A 14675-nucleotide genomic window follows, 5' to 3' on the forward strand; every position below is an offset into this window, starting at 1 on the left:
GCCCCCAGGGACGGGACGGGAAGGGGCGGCGGGGGCGAGAAGAGCTCAGGCCAGCACCCGTGAACCCCCGACCGGCAGGTCCCACAGGTCGTCCCGGGACAGGCCGGCCTTCTCCCACGCGGCGCGGACCCTGGTCAGGGGTTCGAGGACCGGCTCGGCCGACAGGACGAAGGTCGCCCAGTGCATGGGCGCCATCCGCCGCGCGCCGAGATCCAGCGCGGCCTGCACGGCCTCCTCCGGATCGCAGTGGACGTCACTGAGCCACCACCGCGGGTCGTACGCCCCGATCGGCAGCAACGCGAGGTCGATGCCCGGACAGCGCTGCCCGATACGGGCGAACCAGTGCCCGTACCCGGTGTCACCCGCGAAGTAGACGCGCTGCCCGTCCGGATCGGTGAGCACCCACCCGCCCCAAAGGGTACGGCAGGTGTCGGTGAGCCCCCGCTTGGACCAGTGGTGGGCCGGCACGAAGTCGAAGCGGACACCGTCCAGTTCGGCCGCCTCCCACCAGTCCAGCTCTGTGACGTGGGTGAACCGGCGGCGCCTGAACCAGCGGCCCAGCCCGGCCGGTACGAACACCGGGGTGTCGCGCGGGAGTCTGCGCAGGGTCGGGGCGTCCAGGTGGTCGTAGTGGTTGTGGCTGATGACGACGGCGTCGACGCGCGGCAGCGCGCTCCAGGCGACGCCCACAGGGGTGATCCGGGCCGGTGTACCGAGGATGCGGCGGGACCAGACCGGGTCGGTGAGGACGGTGAGCCCGCCGATCCGCACCACCCAACTGGCGTGCCCCGCCCAGGAGACGGCGACCGTGCGCGCGTCCACGCGGGGCAGCGGGCCGGGTTCGAAGGGCAGCCTCGGGATGTCGGCGAGACCTTCCGGGGTCGGCCGTACCGCGCCCTCCCTGGCGAATCTGGCCATGCCCTTGAGGCCGGGCAGCGGGGCGGTCAGCCGGTCGGCGAAGGACCGGGGCCACCTTCGGGTCCCGTGCAACGGCTGGAGCGGCCGCGACGGCTGAAGCGCCTCGGTCGTCGCGGACTTGGCCGTAGCCATGGACACGGACCTGGACGCGGACGTGGACGTGGACATGGCCGTGGTCGGGCTCGGGGTCGAGGTCGCGCTCGTGGTTGTGGTCGACTCTGACTGCTGCGTCATCGAGGAGGCTCCCGTCGCTGAGCGTCGTCACGGAGATCGTCGAAGATCGATCCCACCAGGGTCAACGCGCGCCGCACGTGTGGCAGTTCCAGAGGTTCGGGTGATCTGAGCGAAATTTCCCGTTCCCCGGGCGTGTCACCGAGCAGCGCGCCCGTGTCCAGCCGGACGCGCAGTGCCGCGAGGTCGTCCCCGAACCGGTGACCGCCCGGCGTGGGCATCCCCAGCCGGGCGGTGAGATGGTCCTCCAGCTCCTGGGCGTCGCCGACGCCGTGCGCACCGAGCGCGGTCCGCAGGGGGCCGAGATCGACGTACAGATGGCGGCCGGCCCTCGGTGGCAGGGCCAGACAGCCCGCGGCGACGACCGCGCCGTGCGCGGCGGTGGCCACGCGCGCGTGCAGGCGTACGGCGGCGGTGAGCCGTTCGGTGACGGGCTCGGGCTCGCCGAGCGCGTAGCCGGCCGCGGCGGCGACCGGTTCGGCGATCCGGGCGCCCAGCGCGGTGAGTACGTCGAGCACGCGCGCGCGTAGGGCGGCCCCGGAAGCGTTCGCGGGGAAGCGGGCGAGAGCAGCGGGCCAGCCCGGCGGCAGCAGCGCGCCGCACAGGTCGGTGACGACGGTGACCCTGTCGGGCAGCATCTCGGCCGGGCTGAGCAGCACGGTGTCCTGCGGCCGGTGCAGGGTGTCGCGCCAGGTCTCGTCGCTGATCAGGTGGAGCCCCTCCCCGGCGGCGGCCTCGACGGTCTCGTGCAGGAGTTCGGGCGGCGCCACGGTGGCCGTCGGATCGTCCGCCACGGACAGCACGAGCAGCCGGGGATCACCTCCTTCGGCGCGGACCCTCCTTACGGTCTCCAGCAGGGCGTACGGATCGGGCACTCCCCCGCACTCGGCCGGCGTGGCCACGTGGAACACGGACCTGCCCAGCGTCCGCATCTGAGGCGCCCACCAGGCCGCGCAGGGCCGGGGCACCAGGACGTCACCGCCGATCGCGGCGGTCAGCGCGTGCAGCAGTACCGGAGCACCGGGCGCTGCGGCCACCTGGTCGGGCGCCGCTGGCAGTCCGCGCCGGGCCCAGTAGCCGCAGGCCGCGTCGAGGAGCGCGGGACCGCCGCCGATGAACTGGGCGTCGGGGCGACCGGCCGCGGCGGCGAGCACCGCGGTGAGTTCGGGCAGGACGGGCAGTCCGTCGCCGGGGAAAGGCGGCCCGTAGCGGACGGGGCCGTGCCCCTGGGGATCCGTCCGCCGCATGCGTACCTCCGCGGGATCGCCGGTGCGGTGCCTGTGCATGTGCCTGTGTGCGTGCGTGCCTGTGAGTGTGCCTGCTGTGGCTGCGAGTGCCTACGGTCACTGGGACCCCTGGGAGCCCGCCCGGGTTGCTTCCCGGGTGCCAGGGCGGCATCCCACCCGGGTCAGCGGCGCGTGGCCGTTCCCCTGCGTCGCAGGCGGTGTACGGCGGCTCCGGCCGCGCCCGCGATCAGGACTCCGCCGGCGACCAGGGCCGGTACCGAGTCGGTGAACGCGCCGCCCTGTCCGGCGTGCACCCCGCGCTGCACCGGCGCGGGCGTGGGCTCGGCGGGGTGGGTGGGGCAGGAGGACACGTCCTGGAAGTCGCCGTTCCAGGAGTCGCCGTCGTTCGGGTCGGTGGCGTGCGAGCCGGTGGCGCAGGCGTCAGTGCCCGTGCTGCTCCCGCTCCCGCTCCCGCTCCCGCTCCCTGTACCGGTACCGGTGCCGGTGCCGGTGCCGGTGCCGGTGCTTGTGCCTGTGCCGCTGTCCGTGCCGCTACCGGTGCCGTCGCGCGTCACAGTGAACGTCGCCTTCCACGGCGTGCCCTGGGCCCCGGCCAGTCCGGGACACGTACCGTCGGCGGACCATTCGGCCGCCGGGGCGCTCGCGTTCTGGTCGCCCTCGAAGGTCCACGCGGGCGCGATCTTCGCGGTGCCGCTGTAGGCGGGGCCGGTCACCTGGTCGTCGTTGCCGGGGACCTGCTGGAGCTGGACGGTGCCCTGCTCGAATCCCTGCGAGTGGGCGTCGATGGACGCGGGCGGGGTCCCGCCGGTCGCGTCGCAGGCCACGGAGACGGTGACGGTGCCGCCGGGGCCGACGGTGCCCGGGCTGACCTCTCCGGCGGCGTCCGCGGACACGGCCGTGGCGGCGGCGCCCAGCGCGGCACCGGCCAGGACGGCGGCGGACAGGACACGGGCGGTGCGGCGCATGGCTGGGCTCCTTCGAGCGGCGGCTGCGGGGCGCGTCGGATGACGCCCCGCACCCCATGACAGCCCGCCCGGCGGCGGGGCGCGCGCGGCCGGGCACCATTCGCGGGACGGGCACACCCGAGCGGGTGACGCGGGCCGCACCCCGCGCGTCCCGCCCGCCCTCGTCCGCCCGTGGAGCGGACGTCAGTTCGACGGGGAAACCAGCCGCCGTCGTTGTGGGGGTGGCGCTTCGGACGCGCGCGGATTCCGCACGGCGGCGTCGCGACTCCCCGGGAGTACCGGGGTTGGACGGACCCCGCCGACATGGTGCGCACGTACGCGACACACAACCGGAGCCTCCGGACCCCGGGCAGTGGCACCGTCACTCACTCCCGCGTGCACTCCCGTTCCCGGGCGCCCTCGCGGGTGCGGCCCGTGGCGACCGGGCGGCGCGGATGGCGTCGGAGGTACTCGCCCTCCAATTGCGCCATCCGGACGTTGTGGGCGCGCAACGCGTCGTTCGACGCGTGCAGCAGCGTGTCGTGACGGGTGCGGTGGATCGTCTCCAGCTCCTTCATCAACTGCTGGTCGTCCAGCCGACCCGGGTCGACTCCGTTCATGGTGGCACCCCGATCGTCGAGACTTCGGCGGGTCCCGAGTACCCGGGACCCGCCGAACGAAGCGACGACCCCCGCCGCGCTATCGCGCCCGTTCCACCCGCCGCTCGTCCCACACCGGCTCCGGGGTCTCACGGACCCGCCCGTCACTGCCGAAGACCAGATATCGGTCGAACGAACGAGCGAACCACCGGTCGTGCGTGACGGCGAGGACCGTGCCCTCGAACGCCTCAAGACCCTCCTGGAGCGCCTCGGCGGACTCCAGGTCGAGGTTGTCCGTCGGCTCGTCCAGCAGCAGCGCCGTGACACCCTCCAGCTCCAGGAGCAGGATCTGGAAGCGGGCCTGCTGCCCCCCGGAGAGCCGGTCGAAGCGCTGCTCGGCCTGGGCCGTCAGCTCGTAGCGGCGCAGCCGGGAGCTGGCCGCGCCCCGGTCCTGCGAGTGCTCGGACCACAGGATGTCGAGGAGCGTACGGCCCTCCAGCTCGGGATGGGCGTGCGTCTGGGCGAAGTGCCCGGGCACGACCCGCGCGCCGAGCTTCCACTCGCCGGTGTGGTTCACGGTGTCACCGGCGAGCAGCCGCAGGAAGTGCGACTTGCCGGAGCCGTTGGAGCCGAGCACGGCGACCCGTTCGCCGTAGAAGACCTCCAGGTCGAACGGCTTCATCAGGCCGGTGAGCTCAAGTCCTTTGCAGGTGACGGCCCTTACGCCGGTCCGGCCGCCCTTGAGCCGCATGGTGATGTCCTGTTCGCGCGGCGGCTCCGGCGGCGGCCCGGCCTCCTCGAACTTCCGCAGCCTGGTCTGCGCGGCCTGGTAGCGGGACGACAACTCATGGCTGATGGAGGCCGCCTGACGGAGGTTCAGCACCAGCTTCTTCAACTGGGCGTGCTTCTCGTCCCAGCGCCGTCGCAACTCCTCGAAGCGCGCGAACCGTTCGGCCCGCGCCTCGTGATAGGTCGCGAACCCGGCGCCGTGCACCCACGCGTCGGCGCCGGCCGGCCCGGGTTCGACGGACACGATCTTCTGCGCGGACCGTGAGAGCAACTCCCGGTCGTGGGAGACGAACAGAACCGTCTTGCGGGTCTCCGCGAGCCGCTCCTCCAGCCACCGCTTGCCGGGTACGTCGAGGTAGTTGTCCGGCTCGTCGAGCAGCAGCACCTCGTCCGTGCCGCGCAGCAGCGCCTCCAGCACGAGCCGCTTCTGCTCACCGCCGGACAGCGTGCGCACCAGCCGCCACTGGGCCTTCTCGTACGGCACCCCGAGCGCGGCCGTGGTGCACATGTCCCACAGGGTCTCGGCCTCGTAGCCACGGGCTTCCGCCCAGTCGGAGAGGGCCTGCGCGTACTGGAGCTGGGCCGCCTCGTCGTCGACGGTCAGCATGCCGTGCTCGGCGAGGTCGACCGCCTTGGCGGCCTCCTGGATCCGGGGCGTGGCCACCGACACGAGCAGGTCGCGTACGGTCGTCTCGTCCCGTACGGAGCCCACGAACTGGCGCATCACGCCGAGCCCGCCGGTCACGTTGACGGTCCCGCCGTGCGGTTTCAGCTCACCGGAGATCAGCCGCAGCAGGGTCGTCTTGCCGGCGCCGTTGGGGCCGACGAGGGCCACGACGGCCCCTTCGCCGACCCGGAACGACACATCGCCGAGCAGCGCCCTCCCATCGGGAAGGTAGTACTCAAGATGCGCTGCTTCGAGGTGTCCCATGAGCCGCATTCTGCGGTCCGACCACGACCACGGGCAAACCCATAAAAACACCGGGTGACCGGGCGCCCCAGAGGGGCGCGGAGAACTGCGCGACCAGCCCCCACCGGACCCGCACCCAAAGAACCGCCTACCCGGCAGAGCCGAACCGCTCACCCGCAGGCCCGCTCTCCGCATCCACCCCGCCGGCCGCCGCGACAACCGCTCCCGCCCAGGACACGGCCTTCCACCCGTCCACCGGCGACCCCTCCAGCACAACCACACCGGTGTTGTCGAGCCGATGCTCGGCGGCGAAGGCCACGTCGACATTGTCCGCCCGGGCCGCCGCCCACATCCGGATGGCGGCACCATGACTGATCATGGCGACGACGCCGACCCCACTCCCGGCGGCCTCCGCCACCACCGCGTCGAACCGCCCGAGCGCCTCGACCCCGTTCTCCCCGCCCGGCATCCGCCGCTCCGTGTCACCGGCCGCCCACGCGAACACGGTCGTCATGTACAGGTCCGCGGCCTCGGCGTCGCCCCGCATCTCCAGGTCCCCGGCGGACACCTCCCGGATCCCGTCGCGCACCAGTACCTCCAGGCCGCGGGCCCCGGCCAGCGGGGCGGCGGTCAACTGCGTACGGATCAGGGTGGAGGCGTACAGCGCGCCGATGTCCTCGCCCGCGAGCGCCTCGGGCAGGGCCGCCGCCTGCCGCTCCCCCAGCTCGGTCAGTCCGGCCCCCGGAACCGCCGTGTCCAGCAGGAACTTCAGGTTCGACGGGGTCTGTCCGTGTCGGACGAGCAGCAGACGCATACGGATTCCCTCTCGCCCCACGACTTCGCGACAAGCCCCGTGACCGGCCGCGACAGGCCCGGTGACCGGCCCGACAAGACAAAAAGGCTCTCTTCAGGGTACCCAGGGGGTCATGACCGCAGACATCGACCTCACCGTCCCACTGCCCGGCCGCCACGCCCTGCGCGAGAACCTCCTGAAGCTCGACTTCCGGCTGTTCGAGACCGCCGCCACCCGGCACTGGCCGGGCGCCGAACGTGTCCTGCCGAGGCTGAGCCGCAGCGCGAACCACGGCGTCCTGTGGATGGCGACGGCCGCGGCCCTGGCGGCCACCGGGAGCCCCCGGGCCCGCCGGGCCGCCGTCCAGGGCCTGGCCTCCCTCGCCGTGGCGTCCGCGACGATCAACACGGTCGGCAAGCGCTCGGTACGCCGGCCCCGCCCGGTCCTGGACGCCGTACCGCTGGTCAGGCAACTGAAGCGGCAGCCGATCACCACGTCGTTCCCGTCGGGGCACGCCGCGTCCGCCGCCGCGTTCGCGACCGGTGTGGCCCTGGAGTCCGCGGGGCTGGGCGTTGTGGTGGCACCGATCGCCTTCTCGGTGGCGATGTCCCGTGTCTACACCGGTGTCCACTTCCCGAGTGACGTGCTGGCGGGCGCTGCCATGGGCGCGGGCGCCGCGTTCGCCGTACGGACGCTCGTACGGGCCCGTGAGCGGTCCGCGCAGCGGAACTCGGCGACCGCCCACCGCCATTGACAGGTTGTCCACATCTCTGTTGCCCACATCCCTGTCGTCCACATCTTAAGACGCGGGTCTCATTATTCGGCGAGGCTGCGTACGGTGACGAGTAAGCCGTTCGCAGCGGGTCGTTCGAGAAGACGGTCCGAGAAGACGAGAGGGGCACGGCCATGTCCAAGCCGAAGTCACAGCCGTCACAGTCACAGCGGCGGGAGACCGCCGTCTACACGCACGGGCACCACGAGTCCGTGCTCCGCTCGCACACCTGGCGCACCGCCGCCAACTCGGCGGCCTATCTGCTCGGTTCGCTGAAGCCGCACATGAAGGTCCTGGACATCGGGTGCGGCCCGGGCACGATCACCGCGGACCTGGCCGCGCTGGTCCCCGACGGGCATGTCACCGGCGTGGACCGGGCGCCGGGCATCCTGGACCAGGCCAGGGCCACGGCCGCCGAACGGGGCCTGGACAACGTCGAGTTCGCTGTCGCGGACATCCACGCGCTGGACTTCCCGGACGACACGTTCTGCGTGGTCCACGCCCATCAGGTGCTCCAGCACGTGGGTGACCCGGTGCGGGCGCTGAGCGAGATGCACCGGGTCACCAAGCCGGGCGGCTACATCGCCGTCCGCGATTCGGACTACCTGGCCATGGCCTGGTATCCGGCGTCGGCGGGCATGGACGACTGGCTGGACCTGTACCGGCGGGTGGCCCGGGCCAACGGGGGCGAGCCGGACGCGGGGCGGCGGCTGAAGTCCTGGGCGCTGCGGGCCGGTCTCACGGACATCACCGCCACGTCCAGTACGTGGACGTTCGCGGACGCGGGTGAGATCGCCTGGTGGAGCGGGCTGTGGGCGGACCGTACGCTCGCGTCTGCGTACGCGGACCGGGCGACCGAAGGCGGACTGGCGACCGTGGAACAACTGCGGGCGGTCTCGGAGGCCTGGCGGGAGTGGGGACGGCAGGAGGACGCCTGGTTCACCGTCCCGCACGGTGAGATCCTCTGCCGAAAGGCCGCCGCCTGACTCTCGCCGGCGTCAGCGCCTGCGCATGTCCGAGGTGATCGCCCACCGTTCGTGGTCGCGCCAGGCGCCGTCGATGTAGAGGAAGTCCGGCGAGAAGCCCTCGAGCCGGAAGCCGCAGCGCCGGGCGAGGGCGATGGAGGCGGCGTTGCCGGGCTGCACGTTGATCTCCAGCCGGTGCAGCCGCAGCGGCGGCCCGAACGCGTACCCGACGACGAGATCGAGCCCCTCGCCCATCAGCCCCCGCCCGGCCGCGTGCGCGAACGCCCCGTACCCGAGGGCGCCGCACAGAAAGGCGCCCTGGACGATGTTGTTGATGTTGATGAACCCGGCGACGGCGCCACCGCCGCCCTTGCTGCCCTTGTCGTCCTTGCCGCCCTTCTCGCACACGAGGAAACCGGCCTTGGTCGGATCCTCGATCAGCCGCCCGGCGTACGAGGCGTAGGCGTCCGGGCTGGCCGGCGGGGCCAGCCAGGGGTGGTGCAGGGACCTGCTCTCCCGCACCCGCTCGATGAACTCGGCGCCGTCCTCGTAGGTGAAGGGACGTATGCCCACGCGGGGCCCTTCGGCAAGATATCCATGGTGCTCAGACACTCGGTCACCTTACGCGCGGCCCCCGTTCACCTCCGGCGGCGCATGAAATAGGCCCCGCAGAGCGCGCCGATGACCGCCGTGCCGAGCAGCGCCATCCACAGCGGCATGGTCACTTCGGGGATCAGCAGCCGGATCATGGTGGCACGGGTGTTCTCGAAGATGAAGATCAGGGCGAGCACGGCGAGCGCCCCGACGGTGGCCCGGCCGGGCGTCAGCAGGCCCCGCGCACCACCGGTCCCGCCGCCGGTACCGCCACCGGCCTTGCCGCCGCTCTCGGAGGTCTTCGGGCTCATGAGGCCAGCATGTGCCGGGCCGGGCCCGCCCGCGCGCCCGGAGGTACGCCGGACGGGTGACAGCAGCAAGGGGTCATGCCCGTGCCGCTCAGCGCAGGGCCGGTTCCGCCGCCGTCAGCGTCCCCGTGTCGGCGTCCAGTTCGGCGGCCACCCCGAACGGGATCGTCAGCGCGCCGTCGCAGTGCCCGAACCCGAACGCCTCCAGCACCGGCACCCCGAGCCCGCCGAGCCGGTCGGCGAACACGGCGCGCAGCGCCTCGTACGGACCGCACCGCTCCCACGAGCCGAGCGCGATCCCCGCGACACCGTCGAGCCACCCGGCGCGCAGCAGTTGGGTGAGGGCCCGGTCGATCCGGTAGGCGCTCTCCCCCACGTCCTCGATCATGAGCAGCCCGCCGCGCGCACCGGGCCGGGCGTGCGGGGTGCCCAGTTCGGCGGCGAGAATGGTCAGACAGCCGCCGAGGGTGACGCCCCGGGCCCGGCCGGGGACCAGCGCCGAACCGGCCGCCGCGCCGATGACCCGTACCGACTCCGGATCGAACAGCGTGGCCCGCAGATGTTCCTGCCCCCGCGTGTTCTTGAGGAAGTCGACGGCGGACACCATCGGGCCGTGGAGTGTGGCGAGGCCCAGCCGGGCCGCGAACGCCTCGTGCAGCGCGGTGGCGTCGCTGTAGCCGACGAGCACCTTGGGACCGGCCGCGCGCAGCGCGTCCCAGTCGAGCAGGTCGACGATCCGCTGGGCGCCGTAGCCGCCTCGGGCGCACAGCACCGCGTCGACCGCGGGATCGCACCAGGCGGCCTGGAAGTCGGCGGCCCGGTCGGCGTCCGTACCCGCGAGGTAGTCGAACTCCCCGTGCCGGTCCAGGACATGGGGTGCGACGACGGGGTCGAGGTCCCAGCCGCGCAGGACGTCGAGCCCGGCCTGGAGCCGCTCCTCGCGGATGGGTCCGCTGGGCGCGACGACGGCCACGCGGGCGCCCGCCGCGAGCCTCGACGGCCTCACCAAGGGCTTCAGGGGCTTCACTTGACGAGCTCCAGGGTCGGGATGCCGGGCGGGGTGAGCCCGAAGACCTGTGCGTACAGGGAGAGTTCGGACTCCAGGACGCGTACGGTCGTGTCCGCCCGCCGGAAACCGTGCCCCTCCCCCTCGAACGCGATGTACCGGTGCGGCACTCGCCGTCCCTCCGCCGCGAGCCGGGCGAGGAACCGCTCGCACTGCACGGGCGGGCAGATGACGTCGTCCAGCCCCTGGAGCAGCAGGAAGGGCGCGGTGATGTCGGCGGCGTGCTCGGCGGGCGAGCGTTCCAGGTAGCGGCCCGGGACCTCGGCCAGCGGGCCGACCAGGGATTCCAGGTACTGCGACTCGAAGTCGTGGGTCTCGCCCGAGCCCCAGCCCGCCAGGTCCAGGACCGGGTAGAGGATCGTGCCGCAGGCGTAGACGTCGGTGCCGGTCAGTGAGGCCGCCGCGGTCCAGCCGCCCGCGCTGCCGCCGCGGACGGCGAGCCGGGCGCGGTCGGCGGTGCCCTCGTCGGCGAGGGCGAGCGCGACGGCCGCGCAGTCCTCGACGTCGACGACGCCCCACTGTTCGCGCAGCCGGTTGCGGTACTCGCGGCCGTACCCGGTCGAGCCGCCGTAGTTGACCTCGGCGACGCCGATGCCCCGCGAGGTGAAGTAGGCGATCTCCAGGTCGAGCACGAGCGGCGCCCGCCCGGTCGGCCCGCCGTGCGCCCACACGACGTACGGGGGCAGCTCGTCGGCGGGCGCGGTGTACCCGGGGTGGTGCGGCGGATAGATGTGCGCGTGGATGTCCCGGCCCTCCGGGCCGGTGAAGGTGCGGATCTGTGGCTCGGGATAGTGCACGGGGTCGACCGGGTCGCGGTGCTCGGCGCCGATCACCCGGGCCTGTCCGGTACGGGTGTCCAGCTCGACGACCTCGGCCGCGCTGCGCGGGCTGGCCCCGACGGCGACGACCCGCTCCCCGTGCACGGCGAGGGTGGGCGCGAACTCGGTCCAGGGTCCGGCCGTGTCGACGACGTCGCCGGTGTCGGGGTCCAGGATCCCGAGCGAGGTCGCCCCGCGTCCGTGCACGACCGCGACGAGACCGCTCTCCAGCGGGGCGAACCAGCGCTGCCCGACCTTCCACAGCGCTCCGCCGAACTCCTCCTCGCGACGGCACACCGGCAGGCCGTCACGGTGCAGGTTCCACCAGCCCGAGCGGTCGCTGACGTACAGCAGTGCTCCGTCGGCCGCCCAGTCCACCTGCGGGATCGACTCGTCGGTGCCTCCGGCGAAGGTCCGGGCGCCGCTCAGCGTGCCGTCGGCGCCCACCTCGGCGAGGACCAGCTCGGTGCCGTCCCAGGGCATCCGAGGATGGTCCCAGGCGAGCCAGGCCGCGCGCCGTCCGTCGGGCGAGATCCGGGGGCCGGTGACGAACCGGTGCCGGCCGTCGGTGAGTTCGCGTACGGCGCCGCGATCCTGGGCGGCCGATCCGTCCAGCGGGACGGCGGCGATCACGCGCCGCACATCGGTGGGCCCCTCGCCCGTGAACTCCTCCAGCACGCACCACACTTCACCGAGTTCAAGCCGCAACTGCGGCTCCACCCACCGCAGTCCACCTCCGACCGGCGACAACGGTGTGAGCGGGCGCGGTTCCTGGCCCTCCTGAAGGCAGTACAGCCGCTGGTCGGCGAAGTTGACGAACACGACCAGCGGACCGCCGTCGCGCACGACGCCCGCCCAGGGCAGACCGCCGTACTCCATGACCCGGCTGCGCACGTTCCACGGCGCGCCCAGGACCGACTCCTGGGTGCCGTTGGCGCGCCGCCGCACGAGAGTGCGCCGGCCGCCCTCGGTGGGCCGGGGCTCGGTCCACCATGCCTCGTCGCCGACGAACCCCACGTATTCGGGGGACCCGTCGTGCTCGGCGGCGAGTTCCGCGCCGATGGGCGAGAGCCAGGATCCGTACGGCTGTGTCCGCAATGTCTTCCCCACTCCTAGGCCGTGCGCAGGAACCGGTCGAGCACCCGGACGCCGAAGTGCAGCGCCTCGACCGGGACTCGTTCGTCGACACCGTGGAACAGTGCCTGGTAGTCGAGGTCCTCGGGCAGCTTCAGCGGCGAGAATCCGTATCCGGTGATGCCGAGCCGCGAGAACTGCTTGGCGTCGGTCCCGCCGGACATGCAGTACGGCACGACGTGCCCCTCGGGCGCGAACTCCTCCACGGCGGCGCGCATCCGGGCGTACGTGGGCGAGTCCACCGGTGCCTGAAGGGCCACCGAGCGATGGTGGAACTCCCAGGCCACGTCGGGGCCGGTGAGTTCGTCGAGGGTCGTACGGAACTCGTCCTCGCAGCCGGGCAGGAACCGCCCGTCGACGTAGGCGACGGCCTCGCCGGGGATCACGTTCACCTTGTAACCGGCGTCGAGCATGGTCGGGTTGGCGCTGTTGCGGATGGTCGCCTCGACGAGCCGGGCTGCGGGTCCGAGCTTGGTGAGGAGACCGTCGACGTCGTCCAGGTCGGCCACGAGGCCATGGAGGGCGGCGATTTGGGTCAGCGCCGCCCGGACGGTCGGGGTGAGGCGGAGCGGCCACTCATGGGCGCCGATACGCGCGACGGCTGCGGCGAGACGGGTGACGGCGTTGCTGTCATTGACCTTCGAGCCGTGCCCGGCACGCCCTTGGGCGGTCAACTTCAGCCAGGCGGTGCCGCGTTCACCGGCGGCGATGGGATACAGGTGGCGTCCGGCGCCGTCATGGAAGGTGAACGCCCCTGATTCGCCGACCCCTTCGGTGCAACCCTCGAACAACTCCGGGTGCTCGGCGGCCAGGAACCCGGCGCCGTCGGCGGCACTGTCCTCCTCGTCGGCGGTGAACGCGACGACGATGTCACGCCGGGGCCGGACGCCCCGGCGGGCCCAGTCGCGGACGACGGCGAGGATCATCGCGTCCATGTTCTTCATGTCGACCGCGCCCCGCCCCCAGACGACGCCGTCGCGGATCTCCCCGGAGAAGGGGTGCACGCTCCAGTCGTCGGCCCGCGCGGGCACGACGTCGAGGTGCCCGTGCAGAAGCAGCGCGTCGGCGGAGGGGTCGGTGCCCTCGATGCGGGCGACGACGTTGGTGCGGCCCTTGGTGCGCTCCAGGAGGGTGGGTTCGAGGCCGGTCTCGGCAAGGAGCGCGGCGGCGTACTCGGCGGCGGGCCGCTCCCGGCAGTCGCCGCCGCCGTGGTTGGCCGTGTCGATCCGGATGAGGTCGGAGGTGAACGACACCACCTCGTCGAGCGCCTGCTGCTCAGCCATACTGCTCCTCCACCGCGGCCGAGACGATCGTCGTGACCGCCTTGAAGGTACGAATGCCCTCGTACATTGTGCCGCTGGTGTAGGCCACCTTCCGCTCCCCGGTCTGTACGACGCCGGGTACGACGGTGGCGGCCATGGCGAGATGCTCGGCGTCGAACTCCAGCGCGACGGTGAACGGCCCGCCGGCGACGGGCTCGTGCCGTACGGCGAGCGCGGCGGCCTCCTTCGCGGCGGCCCTGATGTCGGCGGCGGTCCTGGCGGGCGTCCGGCACACGGCGGCGTACCGCGACACATGGTCCTTGACGGCGACCTTCAGCGCCTCGGGCGCGTATCCGAGGGCGTCCTCGCAGGTGAGGTCGTCGCCGGTGACGAGGACGACGGGGACTCCGTACTCGGCGACCACATGGGAGTTGAGGAGCCCTTCACTGGCCCGTACGTCGTTGACCCACACGCCGGTGATGGAGTTGGCGAGGTAGGTGTGGGCGAGGACGCCCTCCGCGCCGGCGCCCGTGTGATAGCCGACGAAGGCGATGCCGTCGATGTCGCCGTGCTGTACGCCCTCCACCATGGACAGCGACTTGTGGCGACCGGTGAGCATCTCCACCCGCTCGTCGAGCTGTTCGAGGAGCAGGTTGCGCATGGTCGAGTGGGCCTCGTTGACGAGCACGTCGTCGGCTCCGCCGTCGAAGAAGCCGAGCACGGCGGCGTTGACGTCCGAGGTGAACATCGAACGGCAGCGTTCCCATTGGGGGGTGCCCGGCATCACATCGGCCGGCCAGGTGACGCCGGTGGCGCCCTCCATGTCGGCGCTGATGAGGATCTTCATCGAGAACAGTCCCCTCGCAGGTCGGCGGCACGCTGTCCGAACGTTACGCGGCGGGCTCCGCCGCGGCCAGGAAACACCCCAGCGGCCGGAACAACGACGGCAGCCCCGCCTCCTCGCGGAGACGGGGCTGCCGGACACGCTGTCACGCTACGGGACGACGGTCCCCGGGCTCACGGTCAGGAGCGACGCGAGCGACGGGCCACGACGAGCGCCCCGGCACCGAGAGCGACGACCACGGCCGCCGCACCGGCGATCGCGCCGACCGGCGCGCCCGCACCGGTCTCCGCCAGCGGCGGCGGGGTGCTCTCGCTGGGCGAGGGCTCCGGCGTGGTGGGCGGCGTCGACGTCACCGGCGGCACGTCCGGGTTGGTCGGCGGCGTGGTGGCGTCCGTCGGCGTGGTGGGAGTGGCCGGCGGGGTCGACTCCTCGGCGGGCGGCGTGCCCTCGGGCGAGGTGGGGGTCTCGGGCGTGCTCGGGG

General features: G+C 72.8%; 14 protein-coding genes and 1 pseudogene. 2 read left to right on the forward strand and 13 right to left on the reverse strand.

Annotated elements, in window-relative coordinates:
• Positions 1–45 precede the first annotated feature (45 nt).
• The 6 genes from AOK08_RS35900 to AOK08_RS35925 all read right to left on the reverse strand — a co-directional run bounded on the left by AOK08_RS35900 (position 46) and on the right by AOK08_RS35925 (position 6452).
• Positions 46–1152, reverse strand: a complete 1107-nt coding sequence (locus AOK08_RS35900; protein WP_055533831.1) for an MBL fold metallo-hydrolase — start codon at positions 1150–1152, stop codon at positions 46–48.
• Positions 1149–2396, reverse strand: coding sequence for an aminotransferase class I/II-fold pyridoxal phosphate-dependent enzyme (locus tag AOK08_RS35905; protein WP_055533833.1), 1248 nt, complete (start codon positions 2394–2396; stop codon positions 1149–1151). The genes AOK08_RS35900 and AOK08_RS35905 overlap by 4 nt, the downstream gene beginning before the upstream one ends.
• Positions 2397–2557: 161 nt before the next feature.
• Positions 2558–3361, reverse strand: a complete 804-nt coding sequence (locus AOK08_RS45195; RefSeq protein ID WP_055533839.1) for a hypothetical protein — start codon at positions 3359–3361, stop codon at positions 2558–2560.
• A gap of 365 nt (positions 3362–3726) precedes the next feature.
• Entirely contained in the window at positions 3727–3960 is a 234-nt protein-coding gene (locus AOK08_RS35915; RefSeq protein ID WP_055533842.1) for a DUF6158 family protein, read from the reverse strand.
• A gap of 79 nt (positions 3961–4039) precedes the next feature.
• The gene (locus AOK08_RS35920) at positions 4040–5659 is read right to left on the reverse strand and encodes an ABC-F family ATP-binding cassette domain-containing protein (RefSeq protein WP_055533859.1); all 1620 of its coding nucleotides are present in this window, start codon (positions 5657–5659) and stop codon (positions 4040–4042) included.
• 127 nt (positions 5660–5786) lie between these two features.
• Positions 5787–6452: a histidine phosphatase family protein gene (locus AOK08_RS35925; protein WP_055533847.1), complete on the reverse strand. Its 666-nt coding sequence runs from the start codon at positions 6450–6452 to the stop codon at positions 5787–5789.
• 112 nt (positions 6453–6564) lie between these two features.
• Between AOK08_RS35925 and AOK08_RS35930 the strand changes: the two are divergent.
• Both AOK08_RS35930 and AOK08_RS35935 read left to right on the forward strand, forming a co-directional pair.
• Positions 6565–7146 (forward strand): annotated as a pseudogene (locus tag AOK08_RS35930) (phosphatase PAP2 family protein); the annotation flags it as partial.
• Between the two features lie 191 nt (positions 7147–7337).
• Positions 7338–8189 (forward strand): methyltransferase domain-containing protein, encoded by an 852-nt coding sequence (locus AOK08_RS35935; RefSeq protein WP_055533849.1) that lies wholly within the window; start codon positions 7338–7340, stop codon positions 8187–8189.
• Positions 8190–8201: 12 nt separating this feature from the next.
• Here the strand turns inward: AOK08_RS35935 and AOK08_RS35940 are convergent, their stop codons facing one another.
• From AOK08_RS35940 to AOK08_RS35970, 7 genes are all read right to left on the reverse strand, one after another.
• Complete coding sequence (locus AOK08_RS35940) at positions 8202–8780, reverse strand: GNAT family N-acetyltransferase (RefSeq protein WP_055533851.1); 579 nt, start codon at positions 8778–8780, stop codon at positions 8202–8204.
• Between the two features lie 26 nt (positions 8781–8806).
• Positions 8807–9073: a LapA family protein gene (locus tag AOK08_RS35945; protein WP_055533861.1), complete on the reverse strand. Its 267-nt coding sequence runs from the start codon at positions 9071–9073 to the stop codon at positions 8807–8809.
• A gap of 88 nt (positions 9074–9161) precedes the next feature.
• A complete protein-coding gene (locus AOK08_RS35950; protein ID WP_055533863.1) occupies positions 9162–10088 on the reverse strand; it encodes a S66 peptidase family protein in 927 nt (308 codons plus the stop codon).
• 5 nt (positions 10089–10093) lie between these two features.
• Positions 10094–12052 (reverse strand): prolyl oligopeptidase family serine peptidase, encoded by a 1959-nt coding sequence (locus tag AOK08_RS35955; protein ID WP_055533853.1) that lies wholly within the window; start codon positions 12050–12052, stop codon positions 10094–10096.
• Between the two features lie 14 nt (positions 12053–12066).
• Positions 12067–13371 (reverse strand): M20/M25/M40 family metallo-hydrolase, encoded by a 1305-nt coding sequence (locus tag AOK08_RS35960; protein ID WP_055533855.1) that lies wholly within the window; start codon positions 13369–13371, stop codon positions 12067–12069.
• Positions 13364–14197, reverse strand: coding sequence for a M55 family metallopeptidase (locus AOK08_RS35965; RefSeq protein ID WP_055533857.1), 834 nt, complete (start codon positions 14195–14197; stop codon positions 13364–13366). Before AOK08_RS35965 ends, AOK08_RS35960 begins: the two co-directional genes overlap by 8 nt.
• A gap of 176 nt (positions 14198–14373) precedes the next feature.
• On the reverse strand, positions 14374–14675 hold a 302-nt coding region (locus AOK08_RS35970), incomplete at its 5' end, for an LPXTG cell wall anchor domain-containing protein (RefSeq protein ID WP_157876935.1).

Source organism: Streptomyces graminilatus, from assembly GCF_001418565.1.
GTDB classification, from domain to species: domain Bacteria; phylum Actinomycetota; class Actinomycetes; order Streptomycetales; family Streptomycetaceae; genus Streptomyces; species Streptomyces graminilatus.

What these genes read in the sequence shown, in the direction of transcription:
- AOK08_RS35905 (WP_055533833.1), bottom strand. Translation starts at nt 2,396, where the DNA reads ATGCGGCGGACGGATCCCCAGGGGCACGGCCCCGTCCGCTACGGGCCG.
- AOK08_RS35935 (WP_055533849.1), top strand. Translation starts at nt 7,338, where the DNA reads ATGTCCAAGCCGAAGTCACAGCCGTCACAGTCACAGCGGCGGGAGACC.
- AOK08_RS35925 (WP_055533847.1), bottom strand. Translation starts at nt 6,452, where the DNA reads ATGCGTCTGCTGCTCGTCCGACACGGACAGACCCCGTCGAACCTGAAG.
- AOK08_RS35960 (WP_055533855.1), bottom strand. Translation starts at nt 13,371, where the DNA reads ATGGCTGAGCAGCAGGCGCTCGACGAGGTGGTGTCGTTCACCTCCGAC.
- AOK08_RS35920 (WP_055533859.1), bottom strand. Translation starts at nt 5,659, where the DNA reads ATGGGACACCTCGAAGCAGCGCATCTTGAGTACTACCTTCCCGATGGG.
- AOK08_RS35945 (WP_055533861.1), bottom strand. Translation starts at nt 9,073, where the DNA reads ATGAGCCCGAAGACCTCCGAGAGCGGCGGCAAGGCCGGTGGCGGTACC.
- AOK08_RS45195 (WP_055533839.1), bottom strand. Translation starts at nt 3,361, where the DNA reads ATGCGCCGCACCGCCCGTGTCCTGTCCGCCGCCGTCCTGGCCGGTGCC.
- AOK08_RS35900 (WP_055533831.1), bottom strand. Translation starts at nt 1,152, where the DNA reads ATGACGCAGCAGTCAGAGTCGACCACAACCACGAGCGCGACCTCGACC.
- AOK08_RS35915 (WP_055533842.1), bottom strand. Translation starts at nt 3,960, where the DNA reads ATGAACGGAGTCGACCCGGGTCGGCTGGACGACCAGCAGTTGATGAAG.
- AOK08_RS35965 (WP_055533857.1), bottom strand. Translation starts at nt 14,197, where the DNA reads ATGAAGATCCTCATCAGCGCCGACATGGAGGGCGCCACCGGCGTCACC.